At 40.7% G+C, this 15,288-nt stretch carries 23 protein-coding genes and 1 tRNA gene; 9 read left to right on the top strand and 15 right to left on the bottom strand.

The genetic code is table 11. The annotated features are described in order from the left end of the window. Window positions 1-16: 16 nt before the first annotated feature. From ACN6MV_RS23280 to ACN6MV_RS23325, 10 genes are all read right to left on the bottom strand, one after another. Window positions 17-397 (bottom strand): hypothetical protein, encoded by a 381-nt coding sequence (locus tag ACN6MV_RS23280; RefSeq protein ID WP_419884984.1) that lies wholly within the window; start codon window positions 395-397, stop codon window positions 17-19. A 101-nt stretch (window positions 398-498) separates the two neighbouring features. Continuing rightward, a complete protein-coding gene (locus ACN6MV_RS23285) occupies window positions 499-936 on the bottom strand; it encodes a GNAT family N-acetyltransferase (protein ID WP_419884985.1) in 438 nt (145 codons plus the stop codon). 158 nt (window positions 937-1,094) lie between these two features. Further along, on the bottom strand, window positions 1,095-1,439 hold the full coding sequence (locus ACN6MV_RS23290) for a hypothetical protein (protein WP_419884986.1): 345 nt from the start codon (window positions 1,437-1,439) through the stop codon (window positions 1,095-1,097). A 52-nt stretch (window positions 1,440-1,491) separates the two neighbouring features. Beyond that, entirely contained in the window at window positions 1,492-2,124 is a 633-nt protein-coding gene (locus tag ACN6MV_RS23295) for a hypothetical protein (RefSeq protein WP_419884987.1), read from the bottom strand. 55 nt (window positions 2,125-2,179) lie between these two features. Next, entirely contained in the window at window positions 2,180-3,106 is a 927-nt protein-coding gene (locus tag ACN6MV_RS23300) for a hypothetical protein (protein ID WP_419884988.1), read from the bottom strand. A gap of 100 nt (window positions 3,107-3,206) precedes the next feature. Beyond that, entirely contained in the window at window positions 3,207-3,377 is a 171-nt protein-coding gene (locus ACN6MV_RS23305; protein ID WP_419884989.1) for a hypothetical protein, read from the bottom strand. A gap of 324 nt (window positions 3,378-3,701) precedes the next feature. Continuing rightward, window positions 3,702-4,640, bottom strand: coding sequence for a tyrosine-type recombinase/integrase (locus ACN6MV_RS23310; protein WP_419884990.1), 939 nt, complete (start codon window positions 4,638-4,640; stop codon window positions 3,702-3,704). A 173-nt stretch (window positions 4,641-4,813) separates the two neighbouring features. Beyond that, window positions 4,814-4,899 (bottom strand) — tRNA-Leu (locus ACN6MV_RS23315). Window positions 4,900-5,059: 160 nt separating this feature from the next. Further along, the gene (locus tag ACN6MV_RS23320) at window positions 5,060-5,542 is read right to left on the bottom strand and encodes a hypothetical protein (protein ID WP_076117207.1); all 483 of its coding nucleotides are present in this window, start codon (window positions 5,540-5,542) and stop codon (window positions 5,060-5,062) included. A 75-nt stretch (window positions 5,543-5,617) separates the two neighbouring features. Beyond that, window positions 5,618-6,304 carry a M15 family metallopeptidase gene (locus ACN6MV_RS23325; protein ID WP_339287629.1) on the bottom strand — a complete coding sequence of 229 codons (687 nt, stop codon included), beginning with the start codon at window positions 6,302-6,304 and terminating at the stop codon, window positions 5,618-5,620. A 189-nt stretch (window positions 6,305-6,493) separates the two neighbouring features. Between ACN6MV_RS23325 and ACN6MV_RS23330 the strand changes: the two genes are divergently transcribed. Next, window positions 6,494-6,652 carry a hypothetical protein gene (locus tag ACN6MV_RS23330; protein ID WP_197069706.1) on the top strand — a complete coding sequence of 53 codons (159 nt, stop codon included), beginning with the start codon at window positions 6,494-6,496 and terminating at the stop codon, window positions 6,650-6,652. 2 nt (window positions 6,653-6,654) lie between these two features. On the opposite strand, the gene ACN6MV_RS23335 is transcribed toward ACN6MV_RS23330, so the two are convergent. Continuing rightward, a complete protein-coding gene (locus ACN6MV_RS23335; RefSeq protein WP_042130171.1) occupies window positions 6,655-6,990 on the bottom strand; it encodes a YolD-like family protein in 336 nt (111 codons plus the stop codon). A 378-nt stretch (window positions 6,991-7,368) separates the two neighbouring features. Further along, the gene (locus ACN6MV_RS23340; protein WP_419884991.1) at window positions 7,369-7,929 is read right to left on the bottom strand and encodes a hypothetical protein; all 561 of its coding nucleotides are present in this window, start codon (window positions 7,927-7,929) and stop codon (window positions 7,369-7,371) included. Between the two features lie 118 nt (window positions 7,930-8,047). Here ACN6MV_RS23340 and ACN6MV_RS23345 point away from each other — a divergent pair, with 118 nt between their 5' ends. Then, window positions 8,048-8,536: a PH domain-containing protein gene (locus ACN6MV_RS23345; RefSeq protein WP_341114448.1), complete on the top strand. Its 489-nt coding sequence runs from the start codon at window positions 8,048-8,050 to the stop codon at window positions 8,534-8,536. 78 nt (window positions 8,537-8,614) lie between these two features. Here the strand turns inward: ACN6MV_RS23345 and ACN6MV_RS23350 are convergent, their stop codons facing one another. Beyond that, window positions 8,615-10,090: a glycosyl hydrolase gene (locus ACN6MV_RS23350; RefSeq protein WP_419884992.1), complete on the bottom strand. Its 1,476-nt coding sequence runs from the start codon at window positions 10,088-10,090 to the stop codon at window positions 8,615-8,617. Between the two features lie 168 nt (window positions 10,091-10,258). Then, on the bottom strand, window positions 10,259-10,675 hold the full coding sequence (locus ACN6MV_RS23355) for a cytidine deaminase (RefSeq protein WP_076117456.1): 417 nt from the start codon (window positions 10,673-10,675) through the stop codon (window positions 10,259-10,261). 107 nt (window positions 10,676-10,782) lie between these two features. Here ACN6MV_RS23355 and ACN6MV_RS23360 point away from each other — a divergent pair, with 107 nt between their 5' ends. Further along, entirely contained in the window at window positions 10,783-11,214 is a 432-nt protein-coding gene (locus ACN6MV_RS23360) for a NucA/NucB deoxyribonuclease domain-containing protein (protein ID WP_419886801.1), read from the top strand. 79 nt (window positions 11,215-11,293) lie between these two features. Here ACN6MV_RS23360 and ACN6MV_RS23365 read toward each other — a convergent pair whose 3' ends face one another. After that, entirely contained in the window at window positions 11,294-11,440 is a 147-nt protein-coding gene (locus ACN6MV_RS23365) for a hypothetical protein (protein WP_156114850.1), read from the bottom strand. A gap of 150 nt (window positions 11,441-11,590) precedes the next feature. On the opposite strand from ACN6MV_RS23365, the gene ACN6MV_RS23370 reads away from it, so the two are divergent. The 6 genes from ACN6MV_RS23370 to ACN6MV_RS23395 all read left to right on the top strand — a co-directional run bounded on the left by ACN6MV_RS23370 (window position 11,591) and on the right by ACN6MV_RS23395 (window position 15,055). Then, the gene (locus ACN6MV_RS23370) at window positions 11,591-11,767 is read left to right on the top strand and encodes a YjfB family protein (RefSeq protein ID WP_076098563.1); all 177 of its coding nucleotides are present in this window, start codon (window positions 11,591-11,593) and stop codon (window positions 11,765-11,767) included. Between the two features lie 150 nt (window positions 11,768-11,917). Continuing rightward, on the top strand, window positions 11,918-12,451 hold the full coding sequence (locus ACN6MV_RS23375; RefSeq protein WP_419886802.1) for an ImmA/IrrE family metallo-endopeptidase: 534 nt from the start codon (window positions 11,918-11,920) through the stop codon (window positions 12,449-12,451). A 79-nt stretch (window positions 12,452-12,530) separates the two neighbouring features. Further along, on the top strand, window positions 12,531-12,692 hold the full coding sequence (locus ACN6MV_RS23380) for a hypothetical protein (RefSeq protein ID WP_170880221.1): 162 nt from the start codon (window positions 12,531-12,533) through the stop codon (window positions 12,690-12,692). Window positions 12,693-13,062: 370 nt separating this feature from the next. Further along, complete coding sequence (locus tag ACN6MV_RS23385; protein ID WP_375103675.1) at window positions 13,063-13,395, top strand: DUF3139 domain-containing protein; 333 nt, start codon at window positions 13,063-13,065, stop codon at window positions 13,393-13,395. A 179-nt stretch (window positions 13,396-13,574) separates the two neighbouring features. Then, window positions 13,575-14,069 (top strand): RNA polymerase sigma factor, encoded by a 495-nt coding sequence (locus ACN6MV_RS23390; protein ID WP_419884993.1) that lies wholly within the window; start codon window positions 13,575-13,577, stop codon window positions 14,067-14,069. Then, window positions 14,066-15,055 carry a hypothetical protein gene (locus ACN6MV_RS23395; protein ID WP_419884994.1) on the top strand — a complete coding sequence of 330 codons (990 nt, stop codon included), beginning with the start codon at window positions 14,066-14,068 and terminating at the stop codon, window positions 15,053-15,055. The genes ACN6MV_RS23390 and ACN6MV_RS23395 overlap by 4 nt, the downstream gene beginning before the upstream one ends. Window positions 15,056-15,288 lie beyond the last annotated feature (233 nt).

Genomic DNA, 15,288 nt, shown 5'->3' on the forward strand with positions numbered 1-15,288 from the left:
ATTTCATCATCGATTTTCATTTGTGTGTAATGTTAAATTTAGGCTTCATTTTAATTATGAGTTCTTTTTCTAAAGTAGCAATTTCTGCTGGACTTAAGTTCTTATAGCTTTCGAATGCTATCAAATAATTGTTTTTCAAATACTGAACTGAATCATTTCCAGCCAATAAAAAATATTCTCTAGCCACACTTTTTCTAAAGGCTGATTTATCAATCCCTATCTTATTATTATGACGGACTGGATTGTTTACTTGAAAAGAATCTTTACTGGTAAACTTTGATGTCCTACATTCTAAATATTTTGGATTCAAAGCTGTGACCAAATTCTTTTTCTTAATCCACCTTTGCCCGTTGCCTTTCCTATGTAAACTAGTTCCTCGTTTGATTTGGTGTACCATGTATAAATACCAATATCTAGAGGAATATCATTTCGAGCAATAAGATTTGCATCGTGCTTCTTATCCCACATATCATCTCTCCTCAAGATTCAGTAAAAGATTCATTTTAAAACCAATTCAATCAACCCTGTATCCATATTCACACTAAAACCAAACTTAGAATAAAAATGTTGCAAACGATCAAAATGATCTTTATCAACGCTTGAGAGTCTACCGCGAATTCTTTCAATTTTTCTTAATTTGGCAATATTAATTAGACAATCCATAACCAAGGACCCATAACCTTTATTAACAATATTTTCAGAACATTCAATGTCGTCAATAAATATAGTCTTGTTTGATAAATTTAAATTTGTGTTGATTGTCAAATACTTATAGTTTCTATTTGGACTAGTAACCATGATTTGAATATCATCGTCGTTGTAACCATAGAGAATTACTTCTTCGGGATAGTGATTAGTTAATTTTGTTGAATCTATAGCAAGAATTCTATAATCTCCCTTGACTATCCATTTTACAGCATCAATTATTTTTTTCATTCTTGTTAGCTTCCAATACTGCTTCAGATCTAAGTCTTTGCAAGTTAGAATTCGATTTTTCAAGGTACTCATTCATTTCAAATACTCTGGGGTAAATAAGATTTGATAACCACTTTCTCATCAGATCATCCCTTATACAAGAATTGTTTTACTGAGTATCAAATAGCCTCATTAATTAATACTAATTCATTTTCGAATTCAGTAATCTTCTTAATAACTGCTGGACTCATCATTTTATAAAGATCAGAAGTAATACCATATGTCTCCAACTCAGACAATCTATTCTTTCTTTCTTCCAAATTTCTCTTTAGCCATTCTATTCGCTTCTCTTTCCTTTGCTTATCGTATTTTTCAACATTTTTTTCGCCCCATTTGCTTTCAATAAAGGCGTTAATTTCATTCATTGCGTTTGGATCATTATTGATATTGTCCAGTATGTATCCTTTTAAATTAATCATCATTCCTTGAACCCGATCTTCTTCATTTATCTTATGTCTGCCCACACTATTCACTCCCAATTATGAATTTACTAATGAAAGTATTATTTCACAACAATCACAGTGAGTCCCATATGTCACCGATCTGAGACTTTTTCTTCTCTAAACCTATCTTCTCTATTTCTTTTCTCAAACCCAAAGCTTTTTCGTGGAGTGAAGAATATTTTTTATAAATTTCAATTACTGTCTTACTGACATCGAAACCGTAAGCATATTTCACTTTACCACTCAGTTTTGAAAACCCACTCTCGTACGAAGATGTTTTTTCATGATCCAGAGGAATTTTAATGACTGAATGATCTTCAAATATCTTTCCCAGTTCACCGTACGAAAATCTTAAAGGATTATCTAAAAAGTCAGGAAGTCTATGGTCGTTATAATGCTTATATGTAGTATTGTTTTCTTTCATATGCCACCAGAGATTCTCGTTTTCAAAATGTCTATCTACTATCTCTGAAGCATTAGTTATCAAATTCTCAACATCTGTTTTTAATTTTTTTAATTTATCTTCACCTAGTTCCACTGCTTTATCTGGATTTGTTATTACTAATTCCTTAGATTTTTTTCTAAAGAGGTCACTAAAAAATACAGTTAGTTCTGTTTTAAACTCTTGCTGAATAATAGCCATCTCTTCCTTGATAGCCGCAGCCTCTATTTCTTTCGTTTGAATTTCGTTGTCAAAGTTCCTCATGTAATGCACCTCATTCTTATAAAATTGTTGTTTTACAACCATCTACATTTTAATTTCAATGCAAATTCTTACATGTATAACCAATATCTCGACTAACATATTTCAATCTTCCCTGCAATGCAGGCTTAAGATATTCTGTATACAAGAAATGCTGCCCCAAGAAACTGCTAGAGTTATTACAAACATGAGCATTATACGCATAACTAACCGTTTGACTGTACTGTTTTTTTACGAGAACTCCCAAACTAAAAGCGAGCTTAATTTCCTTATCTGAAAAATCCTCAACGCTATAGTTTTCAAAACGTGACATAACATGAGCAATCTTTATTGGCTTCTTACATCTCCAACATTTTCCATTTATAATAAACAGGCTTTTCTTTACTGTTAATCCACCACACTTTTTACATTTTGGATTCATACAGACATCTACAAAATTCGGTGTCAAAAAATCAAGAAGAAGATCATCAAAATCCGTTTCCTCAGTCACATATATTTTGATAAGTACCACATTATTTCCCTTGTAATATTTCAGCACTTGTTCTTCTGGTTCGTGAGTCACTACAATCTCTATTGCTATGATTAGTTTTCCAATAGAATCAAGCAACGATATGTCAGGTCTGCAAATTCCAAAGCTTTGTTCTTTCTTAATGTATTTTGTTTTTTTGATCAGGTTTGCATTATGTGTTCCAGAACAATATTCACATTTCCAAATCATATTAATTTCATTGTTATTAACTAAAGCATCATTAATCTTTTTATATAATAATTCCTTATATCCCTTATATAAGGCTGATTCAGTTGTACAATTTGAGACATACGCCTTATGTGAAAAGTAGGGTCTTCGTAATGCCTTTTCACTCTTACGTAAGATCATTTCATTTCCACAATCTAAGCAGAAAAACTTACTCTTTTTATTTGCATCTTTAGCATGAACCATGTTTCCTTCCTCATCTAATGATAGAGAATACAGAATATCAGTCACTCACGATTCACCTCAAAGTTCAGAATGCGATAATTTAATTTTACATATTCTACTTTTTTCTATCGCAGAGATGAATTTCAAGTCTATTTAATCTAATTTGTTAATCATTTTTAAAATGCAATAAATCCACAAGGTCTACAAATCCAATTCTTTCTGTCTCATCAAACTTAATTCTAGCTTTGACAGGATTATTTAAATGATCAATCTTAAAGCCCATCAATACACCAACCTTATCTCGGTGTTTTAATTTAAGAGGATTATCTGGGATCACTTTATACACAGCACCATATTTAAGAACTACCGTCCTAATCCAAAAGATACTCTAGTAATATTTTACCATAATAAATAGTGCGATAATATGAAATTTCCGAGTTTAGTGATCAATCGAAAAACACAAAAAAAAGCTAATTCACAATATCTGAATTAACTTTTTTAGAAGTATGATTTTGAGATTTTTTCACTATTTCTTCTGCTAATAAATTAGGAATGAACTTCGCCTGTCATTATGACCCCCAGATAACTCAGTTAACTGGAAGGATAGCAATCAGAGATTTCATTTACTTCTCATTGCTTAAACAATAACCATCTCTTTAAATCACAATTTTTTTAATCTTTTAGTTTCAGGCAACAACTTATGAATAGGACTAGCTAAACCATGCTCTTTTTTCAAATCATTGTTGGTCAGTGCTACGTAACGTTTGGTCATAGAGAGGTCTGAATGACCAAGTGTCTTCTGTAATATAAGTGCATTAGTGCCATTCCTAATATACTCCAGAGCGAAGGTGTGCCTTAGATCATAGGGACGTATATGCACCCTAAGCTCCTTGCTATAGCGCTCCATTCTGTCTCCCCACGTGTGACGATTCAGCGCTTTGCCCTCAAGTGTGCAGAAGATTGGAGCGTCTACACTCCAAGAATCAGCTCTAACATGGATCAGTTGCTGGATAGCCTTGATAGTTGGCATGGAAATTGGCAATGTTCTGGAGACTCTTGTTTTTGCTTTCTCAGATGTAATATAGATTTCTTGAGAATGAGCGTTAAAGTCTGGAATAATCAGCGATAAAGCTTCTTTAGGTCTGATACCTGTGTCTAAGGTTAAAAGAATCAACGCATAGTCTCGTAATCCCACAAAAGTATCCCTGTTAGGAAGGGACAATAACTTTATCAGTACCTCCTGATCTATATTCACAACTCGCCCTTCGTCCTTACGCTTCTTAAGCGATTTCACAGGATTAGAGTCAATTAACTCTTGCTCAACACACCAATTCAGAAATGTCCGCAGATAGACTAGTCTATTGTTGTAAGTACATGGCTTAATGCCTTCTTGTCCAAGATATTCAAACAGATTATTTTTCAGATATTCTACTGTCTCGAATGAGTTGCTGTACCTCTTGAAGAAGAGCTTCACATGTTGCTCATAATCCTTTTGCGTCTGATCACTGACTCCCTCTGCCTTCTTCCAGAATAGAAATTGCTTTAACGCTTCTTTCCAACCCACTGCCTTATTCTTTTTAATTTTTGTAACTCTAACCATAATAAAAACTCTTCTCCAGAACTTGTGAATTGACAAGCACTGAAAAAGAGTATTATCGTCAGAGTTCTGTGTGTTGGAATGTGATCCCTAGACACACAGAACCTTTATCTTTTGACGGAAGCTTTACTCAAGAAAAACAAAAAAACCTTGATTTCTCAAGGTTTTCACTGTGATGCCGAGGACGGGGGTCGAACCCGTACGGTACTCACGTACCGCAGGATTTTAAGTCCTGTGCGTCTGCCTGTTCCGCCACCCCGGCATATTATGTGTTGAAGCTTCATACGATGTTTACGTATAACGCGACAAGAAATATAATATCATGAATTTCGATAACACGCAATCCCTTTTTGAAAAATAATTTATCACATTAAAAATAACCCGTTCCAGCGTGTGCCGACACGGGTTATTAGGCATGTCGATTATCTGCGTTCGTCACTTCTGCTTCTCATTCCAACTAGGCCCAAAAGTCCAAACAATCCGAGCCAGCCCCAGTTAGACCCTCTGCTGGTAGTCCCAGTATTCGTAGTTGTGCTGGTTGCCCGATATCTACCGTCCGTTGTAGTGTTGGATAGTGGAGTTACCGTATTTCTGTTGTAGTTATCCCGGGTGTAATTTTCTGTATTGTAATTATTGTTGTGATAGTTGTTACGATTGTAATTTTCCCCTGTGCGGATCTTATCTCTCATAATGCTCTCATGCTGATTCATCGTTCCCGTGGTGCCGTTCATTAGATTGCCTTCCGTATTCATCATCCGAGTGTTATTCACGGTACCATCCATGCCCGTATTCGCGTTTGGGATACCGCCTAAAGCCGCCGACCCGATTGGATTAGCGTAACTAGCTCCCATTACACTCAGTGACAGTACAGTGCAGCATGCAAGGCTTGTTATCAGCTTGTTCACAACGTATGCCTCCCTTTATAGTTAGTGATCACTGATAATTTCCCCTTGGATGGCACTGTCTATACATGAATAGCTTTACTCTTTTACTACATTCACTGTCTTGCTCGCTGCGTCATACGTAACCTTTGCTCCAAGCGCCTCAGCCAGAACCCGCACGGGTACATATGTTATACCTGTATCAAGAACGCCATCCGTAAGCTTGCTGCCATTCAAGGTTATCGATACTTTAACATCCTTATTCACTGCGTCATCCTCCCCGATTATCCTTTTTAAAGCTTCATTGACCTGATCCGTTGTAGGACGTTTACCTGCGCGAAGTTGACTTGTGGTTAAACCGAAGGTCATCTGCAAGTGGGAATAATCTTTAAAAGACGTCCAGTCTCCTCCCCATTCAAGCCCCAGCTGTTTACCCACCTGTACCACCTCTTGCCAGTCCGCTATTTTATCTTTATCCCCATCACGATTCATATCCCAGGAAAGACTATTTCCGTCCGGCAGCAAAAGCGCAAAATCAAACGCAAGGCCATAATTGTGATAGCTGGTTCCACCCTTGGCGTTGGTAACTATTGGCCCCGGCTTACTTCTCCCCTGTGCATACAAGGCATTTTGCTCTGCGATTGAGCGTAATCCCTGGGTAATCACAATCGGCACTCCTTTGGCATAGCTTTGCTGAATCAAAGCCTTCGCTCCTGCTGCCAAAACAGGATGAAGCCCAACAAGACGCGCCGTCGATTTATCCCTTACTTGTTCCAAAGTCAGCATAGAATCACCCCTTGCTATAATCAATGATCCCGACTCCCCATTCGCTTGTACTAATAACCCTTTCTTATATTTTAAAAAAAGACCCCGGTATCCCCGAGATCTAACCTGAAAGGTAGCTATTCACGGCTTCTCCACCTTGGATCAATTCCACAAAAAAGGGCAAAATATTAGCGAAAGGTGGGAACACATATGGACATTCATAGCGATAGCTATAGAGTTGCTGCACTCAGCGAACAGGATGAAGCACTCGAAATTATTCGGAATGCCGAAGCTTCTATTGCACATCTAACCGGCAACCCAACCGTGACTCTAATTGCTTATGAAAAAAATGAAGGCAGCAATTCTTAGCATCAGACGATGTAAACCTCAACAAGGTCATCCACATTGATCCACTTCCATTCCTCCGCCCACTGCAGCTTAAACTCACGCGAGTGGGTGTGAATGGAAGTCACAAAGCCACTTATTGTCGTATTCTCAAAGGGATCAAACAACACAACAGTCACACGCACATGACTCCGTAACGATAAGGCCAGTGTACATTCGATTTCCTCCAGTTTCTGCTCATCCAGAATAGGCTTAATGCGGCGCAGCGTCTCCCGTTCATCCCTAATAATTCTTACCTTGTGCTCCGGCAGCATCATCCGACTGCTTTCCCACAGTCCGTTTTTCTCCAGCTTTTTGCCCATGGTAACCCCTCCCTAATATCTATACTATCCTATTTATACGAACGTATGTTTGTATTATATCCATACCTTCGCTGAATAATCAATAATCAGGAAAAAGATACCACTTTCTATCTTCCTCTTTATCTAAAAGTTGTATAATAATACATATCTGATCGAGAGGAGCTTTCCACTTGAAAAAAAATACTGCACTTCTCATCCTAATCCCTGCATTATTCCTGTGCATATACCCCCTCGTATATCAAAGTAATACACTCTCAGACCTTACAAAAGGAATTGTAGCTGGCTTATTTATAGGATTGGCAGTGTTACCTCTACTTAAGCTCAAAATCGCAGCAAAAAGACGCTGACAGTTAAACTGTACAGCGTCTAAATTCCGATCTATTCTTTAACGTTCTCTGTCTCAGTGGTGGACTGACCATCGGCATCGATGAGCCCTGTTGCTTCTCTTGCTTCATTAAGCTTGGATATGCCGTACAGCATCGCTACATCAGCGTTCTGATTCAATTCCTGGAACTGCTCAGCAGTGACCTCTGTGGAATCAGCACCTTGAGAAGCTTGTTCTTTTAGAGCATAAGCACTTTGAAAAGCAATTTTGGACTCCTCAAGCAGCTTACGAATATCTTCAGGCAAGCTAGAGGAGATCTTCACCTTTTCAGCCTGATTAGATAGGTCTGTTGCAGTTTTCTGGAACTCGTTAATCTTCTTCTCTAGCTGCCTGTCCGAAAGCTCTCCTGCTGAATAACCAGCGATGGCTTCGTTGAACTCCGCTAAAGATGATTTTCCTAATTCCTCAAGTTTAGACATTTCATTGTAGAAGTTTTGCACGGTCTCCTGCACTTCTTCCTCTGAGGCAGGCGCCGATGAAGTTGAATTATTATTGCTGCAGGCGCTAAGGATGACAGTCAACATTAGCGTTCCTATTAGTAACACTTTTTTCATTTATTTATCCCTCCACTTAACAGAATAATGTCGCTTTGTGTAAAGTGCAAATGAAATTTATGTAAAATGACTATTATGTTATAATTATTTCAATTGTAATTAGGGAAGGAGAGTTTTTATGCCTTATTGCACAACCTGCGGTTCAGAATATAAGCAAGGCGTGAAATTTTGTGGAGAATGTGGATCTAGCATTGACGGCACCGCTCCAGTGACCGCCCGGCGTCCATCAGCAAATCTAAACGCTACTCAAGAAGTCGTACTCTGGAAAGGTAAACCGGCTAGCATCTCGGATCGCCTCAAAGGAATCGTACGCCTAAACACGACTACGTACACCATTACAAGCCAGCGCATTATGGTAAAGACCGGACTTATCGGTAAAAATGTCGAAGAAATTGAATTACTGCGCGTACGCGATTTATCCGTAGCACAATCTATCATGGACCGGATGCTTGGCATTGGTTCATTAACTGTATTTTCTGATGATGCCTCAGCGCCTCAGCTTCTTTTCCGAAAAATCCATGATGCCCAAACCGTCAAAGATGTTCTGCGCAAAGCCGTTCGAGACGAGAAGATCGCCAACAACATTAGCTACCGCGAACAAATCTAAGATGGTTTTTAAGTTAAAAAAAGCCCCGAAATCCGGGGCTTTTTTTGCTTACGCTTCGACGCTCAAAGCAGATATTTTTTATGGAAGATAGAACGCACTTGCTGGAATAATCCCCTTTGGCTGGCTAGGGCTTTCCCATTGCAATACAATCCGCGCGTCCCCCTCATTCTCATAGTATTCCACTTTTACTTCGTGCAGCTTGCCTGCAATCAGATTTACACTACCTTTTCGCTCCTGTCCACTCTGCTTCACCCAACTGTCAATGATTAACCCTCCATCAATCCACACCCGTACCCCGTCATCAGAGGAGGAGTAAATGGTATAAGTCTCACTATAAGCTGCCGTCAGCTTACCGCTCCAACGTATAGAGAAAGCATCGACACGAATGGCTGGATCGGGTGAACCCTGTTTCCATGAAAATTGGATGTTCGCATCAGTTCGCGTCAACGCAGGAGTCCCGCTAAGGGTCATATTATTGAAATATTGCCCCCATAGCCCGCTTTGCAGCACACTATCTCCTTTAGCAGCCACAATCGCTGCCTCAGCAGCATATTCATCTCGTGTGAATACAAAGCTGTCGTTCATAAAGGCTCTAATCACCGCATCGGTGTTTTTCTCATAAAGAAGCTTGCCCCAGGTCATTTGATAAGACCATTTCGGCTGCGATTTAGCCAGTAGTGTAGGAGAAGGAAGCTCTCCGTTCTCTCCAATCGCGATCAGCTTTCCTCGGCCAAGATCCCATAGACTATCATAGTGACTTCCCTTGAAATCGCCGTCATAGATGTCTAGCGCCAGCACATCTACTTTGTCACCGCTCGGATAGTATTCCGCAGGCTCATCACACCATTGATTTTTGGCGTTTGGGCTCCATACCCACAATAAATTATGCAGCTTATGATAGCTGGTAAAACGGTCAAACATAAGGTTCCAGAGTTCTACGTAATTGCTCTTCTGCCCCCACCAGAACCATCCACCATTCATTTCATGATACGGCCGCCAGAGCACGGGAACGCCTGCATCATTAAGTTTTTTTAAAGACAGGGCTATCTTATCCAGATCAGCGATCAGTGCGTTATACTGAGTCGTACCCGGAGTTATATATGTGTCAAAATCAGCATTGCTTATGCTCGTAGATACATTAGCCCAAGCCGGCGCTGTCCCTGGCAACTGGGCGTGATAACTAATCGTTACGATTCCACCGGCTTTATACCAACGAATAGCACTGCTAACAACCCAATCCCGCTGATTGTCTATTAGCGCCGCCGTTTGATTATTGATTGCTCCCAGCTCATAACCGTGAAGGGCGGCGTATTGCCCGCTAGTATTTTTCAGCTTCCCATTGAACTCATCCGCGCTCTCCAAATAATCATGTTGTCCACTAATCAATCCTTTTCCTTGCAAAAAATAAAGGGTATTCAACAATTTCTGAGCAGAGGTTACCGTTTCCGAATCTGCCGGAGTCATTTGCAATTTACGATATGCTATTTGCCACTGAACATCGTTCACAAACCTCGATGCCGAATCAACCATATTTCGAAGGTTTCGCTGTTCCATCTACTCTCACATCCTTTTAACTTTTTTAAGTTATAGTATGGGGACAATAGTGACATGAACTCAGCGAATGGACATGAAGCTGTAAATTAATTTAGGACAGTGTAAGGAACTGCTGAATAAATTCACGGCTCAATAAAAAAAGGAGCCTAGCGGCTCCTTTTTTCCAAACTACCTCGTATATCTCAGCGGTAGTAATTCGGTAATATCATATTTGGCTAACCGGCCTTCCTCGGATACAATAACTTTGCAATCCTTCCCGTAATCAGCAATTAACTCACGGCACATCCCGCAGGGAGAAACTACTTTAATCTCTCTTTCCCCGCTATCCGGATCAGAATGCCTTACGGCAACAATCGTATCAAATTCCTTGTAGCCTTCGGATATCGCTTTTCCAATCACCATCGCCTCCGCACAAACTGTAATCCGCCCCATGCTAGCTTCTACATGTACCGCTGTAAAGATCTCCCCCGTCTTCGTACGGAGCGCCGCTCCAACATGGTGTCTTTCCCATTCATAACGTCTAGTAATAATATCTTCAGCAGAGGCTATAAGCGTCTGATCCTCAATAGTAATTAAATACTCCATATCCAATTCCGCCCTCCTCTTATTTTTCCTAAGTATATTAAATCGCACTGCATTATGATATAAGATATACTATTTTAAGTTCCAAAAAAGGAGGAGCAGATTTGAAAATACAGAAATTACTCACCAGTCTCATCATTGTTGTGTTACTCGCTTTCGGCGGTTACTGGTATGAACAGAACGGAGACCCGGCAGCCCCCTCGTCCACATCCGATTCAGAAGTTGTTCAGCTCATCTTCCCATCAGATCGTTATCCTGAGACCGCCAAGCATATTCAGGATGCGATTGCCAAAGGGGAGTCTGCCACATGTACCATTAACCGTGAGCAGGCTGAAGAGAACCGCAAAGAATCCTTAAGAGGGATCCCTACAAAAAAAGGCTACGACCGCGACGAATGGCCCATGGCCATGTGTGATGAAGGCGGCGAAGGGGCCGACATTGAATACATAACGCCAAAAGATAATCGCGGTGCAGGAAGCTGGGTTGGTAATCAGCTAGAAGATTATGCGGATGGAACCCGCGTAGAATTTATGTTCAAATAACGAGCTTCGGAAACAATGCTCCAAAAGAATAGCCCCATCCGGTATATACCGGATGGGGCTACAATGTGCATCAGCTAGCTTAGAATAAGCAAGCTTTAGTGATGATAACCAGCAAGATGAAGAGTACCAGAATAGCTCCCGTTGAAGTAAAAGGACTACACACCGGACCTACGTTTGCTGGGCTTACTACAGGACCTACGTTACAACCACAATGTTCCATTCCCATTTTTAATTCCTCCTAATGATTAATGACTACAGCACAAGATATGTAAAAAGGAGATAAGCCGTTTGGGCGAATTGGCAAACAAAATGCCGAACACCTAATGAATTAAATGGACAGAGTCGATATACAGGATATACACGAAGGAGGTGCAATATGGATATAGCTGCATTATCAATGGCAATGAGTCAAGCATCCTTAGCTCAGAATGTGGGGATACAGGTCATGAATATAGCCAAAAATCAGGCTGAAACCCAGAGTCAAACGATGGTGGAAATGCTGGGGAAAAGCGTTGCTCCGAATTTAGGAAAAACACTTGATATTAGTGTTTAATTGCATTATGCTAAGGACACACAAGAACACTCGTTCTTATGTGTCCTTATATTTTTTTACTTTACATAGCCTTCGGGCTTTTCTTTTGTTCATTTATGCGAACATACGATCCTATAATTGATTCTGAATGAGGTGAATGATGTGGATAACATGAAATCCTATTATCAAATGACTGCACTGGAGAAGTGGACGGAAGATTTATACAAACGTCTAAACCTTACTCAGCCTTCGCAAATTTCGATTGCCTATATTGCAGAACGGCTTAATATTTGGGTTCATTATTTGGATGTAAGAAGTAAGAGTATCGAAGCATCAGCGGGGATGTACACCATGTTTATCGATAACCGGCTTCCAGCTAGCCTGCAGCGGCTAGAGTTTCTCCACGAGCTCTGTCACCTGCTCCGCCATGGTACCAATCATATATTGATGCCAGAACATTTTACGCGAGCACAGGAGGATGAATCCGAGCGTTTTATTCTTTATGCAGCTATGCCCTACTCCATGATCTCCCGTTTGAATTTGCCAGAACAACGAGAGGAAGCCATTAGCTATCTTGCAGCAGAATTTCAAGTGCCAAGCGAGCTGGCTTTACAGCGGATTGATCAGATCCAAAGACGTGTTTTTCAGGGGCAATTATTGGCCGTGATGGGAAGAAACGAAGAACGATTAACACATATTCAATAATGATTGCGGAGATAATAAGGGTAGTCGCAATGAAGGACCATTAATGATTATGGTGGAATTTCTCGCAAGGGGGAACGATATGGAAGCCATTAAAGTAATTGAATTATTGATGACTCATCCAGATTATAACGTAGATGCAGTACACCCCGAAATTCCGGATTTTGTTGGGATCGAGTCGATTGAAGTGGATCATGAAACAGGGACCTTCTCCATTTTATTGCAAGAACCCAAAGACGACTGAAGATGATTTGTGTAAGCTCATAATAAAAAGGCAGCAAGTATAGTATACCCAGGCAATTATTTACCTACACGGGTTTAACTATCGGCGGGAAATTTGCTGCCTTATTTGTAATTATAAGCTCTGTTATGCGACAAATTGAATCAAACCAATAAGAGTTAGAATGAGGAATATACCCACAACACCCCAAATAATAAACCATAAGATTCTTAGCCCTGGCAGTTTTGGACTTGAATAATTCTCTAGTACCTTAATACGTCGCTCCAACTCCTGTATTTTTCCTCTTGCTGCGTCATCTTCTTTCCTCCCTTCTAATGTGTAAACTTATATATTATCTTATAATATATACATTTTATCTAAATGGAGGAAATAAATGAAGAAAAGAACAAAAATAATTCTTGTTACTCTCATTATTCTATATGGAGTTGCTTCCTTAGCGCTTCACTCCTTCCGAAATCAGATGAACAATGAGATCATTCATTATCTGGTAGATGCTAGAGATTATAAGAATGAAGATCTTTATAAAGTCTATACCCAGATTGGTAAGGCTCCCGTAGTAAGCACAACGGTTATCTTTGCAGATGAACCTAACGCAAGATACTTTTATAGAAAAGAGAAGGATCTGATTCATCAATACAGCATGGCTCCTGTAAAAGGTTCTGATCCAAAATATACATATAAACATATTGAGGATCGTCTCCCGTAAAGGGGGAACTTCTATTATAAAAACGCGATTGTCTCAGCAGTCAGGATTATGGCTACTAAGACAACCGCGTTTTTTTAGATCCTAACCCTTGATCTATATGGCTAACAAAATTTTCTCAGGAACATAATGTGACCAAATGCCGTCCTAAATGGTGTTATAGGTAAAGGGGGCATAGAATCATGCAGCGATCCATGACCCGGCCGGGAAATCATGTGATAAAGAGTTACGAAATCTACGCAGATATGCTGTTCCGAATCGCCTTGGTCCATCTAGGCAGCCGCCAAGATGCCGAAGAAGCTACTCAGGAGACCTTCATCAAACTGATAGAAAAGGCGCCAAAGTTCAAAGATGCTGAACATCAGAAAGCATGGCTGATCCGCGTAATCACCAATCATTGCAAAACATTACTGGGTAGAGGCTGGCGAAAGCGTGAGGTTAAGCTGGAAAGCGCTGAGCCGATTGCGGTAGACAACCCCGAAGAATTGGCTCTATTGCAATTAGTTATGGCGATGCCCATGAAGTATAAAACTGTAATCCATCTTTACTATTACGAGGATTATCCCATCCAGGAAATCAGCAAGATTCTGCAGATTAGTCAGTCTGCCGTGAAGATGAGACTTCAGCGGGGACGGCAACTGCTAAAACTAGAGCTGGAAGGAGCGGAATCACAATGAAGGAAGATCAGTTTCGAACATTATATACGAAAGCGGTGGATTCTATGAAACCAGGTGAAGAGATGAAAAAAGAATTGATCGACAAACTGGTGCACCAGCAGGAGCGGAAACGTCCACGCAAAACGGTTTATATCGCGGCAAGTATCGTGCTTGCTGCCGGAATCGGCTTGGCTGCACCGAATATATGGCAGCAGTTGAACGGTCAGAGCACCCAAGGACAGATCGCTCAGGTAACTCCGGGCCCAAGTGATGCAGGCAATCCTAGCACAGATACGTCCAGAAGCATTATCATCCCCAAGCTGGAACTGCCGGATACCAAGTCTGGCGTTAAGGCAGATATGATCGCTCTAGTCGTGTATAAAGATAATATTTATACACAGTCTGCAACTCGCATCGACGCCGCCGACGCTCCCGCTCTGCGCGGTGATAAGCTGGGACGGACTACAGGCGGCATCGATGAATGGAGCGGTAAAGACAAATATATTGAGCTAGCTTCTAACATCGGAGAGACGGATATCTATTCTGTGAAGGGATATGATTCCAATTTCCTGATTATGTCCTATTCGGAAATCAACGGCGAGGTATTCGCCGAACTGTATGAACAAACGAACGGCATCACCGTAAACAGCGGTGCTGATCTGTTCGGCAAGCTAAATCTTGAGGGCAGAATTACTTCAGCTCAGTGGGAAAGCTTCGACAGCTGGAACAATGGACTACAGAAGTACACACCGCTTGCTGTCGACGAGGCGCTTAGCGGCTTTCTGACGGCACTCAACGCGGCTAAACCACTGGCAGCAGAGCCACTTATCGAGCAAGGCATCTACGACAGCGAAGAGCGCAAGATCATCTATCTACAGTTGGAAGACAACGCCCGGGTAGAGCTGACGCTGTTCGGTCAAGGACTTGTACGTTACGGTCAGGCACCGGTATTCTTCGAAGTCGAATCTGGGGCATTCCAGAAGCTCTGGGATAGTATGAAACTATAGGGATGTTGGTCGGAAACCCAGCATACAGCGATTGGGACAACGATTACGACAGCATTTCGGTCGCCATACCCATTAGAGAAGTCTAGCTGGATACGCAAAAAGGGCACTGCTTCCAAACCATTTCATGGCTTTGCGACAGCGCCCTTTTTGTGTTGGCTATATGGTTTACCTTTTACCATGCCAGAATATCAGATTCTAAATAAAAATCCATATATCGCCAAAAGTTTTTGTGT

Source organism: Paenibacillus sp. B-A-8 (assembly GCF_048572915.1).
Taxonomy (GTDB): Bacteria; Bacillota; Bacilli; order Paenibacillales; family Paenibacillaceae; genus Paenibacillus_AQ.

Coding starts and splice junctions, on each gene's coding strand:
- ACN6MV_RS23325 (WP_339287629.1), bottom strand. CDS start 6,304: ATGCTGACTTTGGAACAAGTAAGGGATAAATCGACGGCGCGTCTTGTT.
- ACN6MV_RS23380 (WP_170880221.1), top strand. CDS start 12,531: ATGGAAGCCATTAAAGTAATTGAATTATTGATGACTCATCCAGATTAT.
- ACN6MV_RS23350 (WP_419884992.1), bottom strand. CDS start 10,090: ATGGAACAGCGAAACCTTCGAAATATGGTTGATTCGGCATCGAGGTTT.
- ACN6MV_RS23335 (WP_042130171.1), bottom strand. CDS start 6,990: ATGGGCAAAAAGCTGGAGAAAAACGGACTGTGGGAAAGCAGTCGGATG.
- ACN6MV_RS23385 (WP_375103675.1), top strand. CDS start 13,063: ATGAAGAAAAGAACAAAAATAATTCTTGTTACTCTCATTATTCTATAT.
- ACN6MV_RS23295 (WP_419884987.1), bottom strand. CDS start 2,124: ATGAGGAACTTTGACAACGAAATTCAAACGAAAGAAATAGAGGCTGCG.
- ACN6MV_RS23330 (WP_197069706.1), top strand. CDS start 6,494: ATGGACATTCATAGCGATAGCTATAGAGTTGCTGCACTCAGCGAACAG.
- ACN6MV_RS23285 (WP_419884985.1), bottom strand. CDS start 936: ATGAAAAAAATAATTGATGCTGTAAAATGGATAGTCAAGGGAGATTAT.
- ACN6MV_RS23365 (WP_156114850.1), bottom strand. CDS start 11,440: ATGGGAATGGAACATTGTGGTTGTAACGTAGGTCCTGTAGTAAGCCCA.
- ACN6MV_RS23345 (WP_341114448.1), top strand. CDS start 8,048: ATGCCTTATTGCACAACCTGCGGTTCAGAATATAAGCAAGGCGTGAAA.
- ACN6MV_RS23390 (WP_419884993.1), top strand. CDS start 13,575: ATGCAGCGATCCATGACCCGGCCGGGAAATCATGTGATAAAGAGTTAC.
- ACN6MV_RS23310 (WP_419884990.1), bottom strand. CDS start 4,640: ATGGTTAGAGTTACAAAAATTAAAAAGAATAAGGCAGTGGGTTGGAAA.
- ACN6MV_RS23355 (WP_076117456.1), bottom strand. CDS start 10,675: ATGGAGTATTTAATTACTATTGAGGATCAGACGCTTATAGCCTCTGCT.
- ACN6MV_RS23375 (WP_419886802.1), top strand. CDS start 11,918: ATGAAATCCTATTATCAAATGACTGCACTGGAGAAGTGGACGGAAGAT.
- ACN6MV_RS23395 (WP_419884994.1), top strand. CDS start 14,066: ATGAAGGAAGATCAGTTTCGAACATTATATACGAAAGCGGTGGATTCT.
- ACN6MV_RS23340 (WP_419884991.1), bottom strand. CDS start 7,929: ATGAAAAAAGTGTTACTAATAGGAACGCTAATGTTGACTGTCATCCTT.
- ACN6MV_RS23280 (WP_419884984.1), bottom strand. CDS start 397: ATGGTACACCAAATCAAACGAGGAACTAGTTTACATAGGAAAGGCAAC.
- ACN6MV_RS23370 (WP_076098563.1), top strand. CDS start 11,591: ATGGATATAGCTGCATTATCAATGGCAATGAGTCAAGCATCCTTAGCT.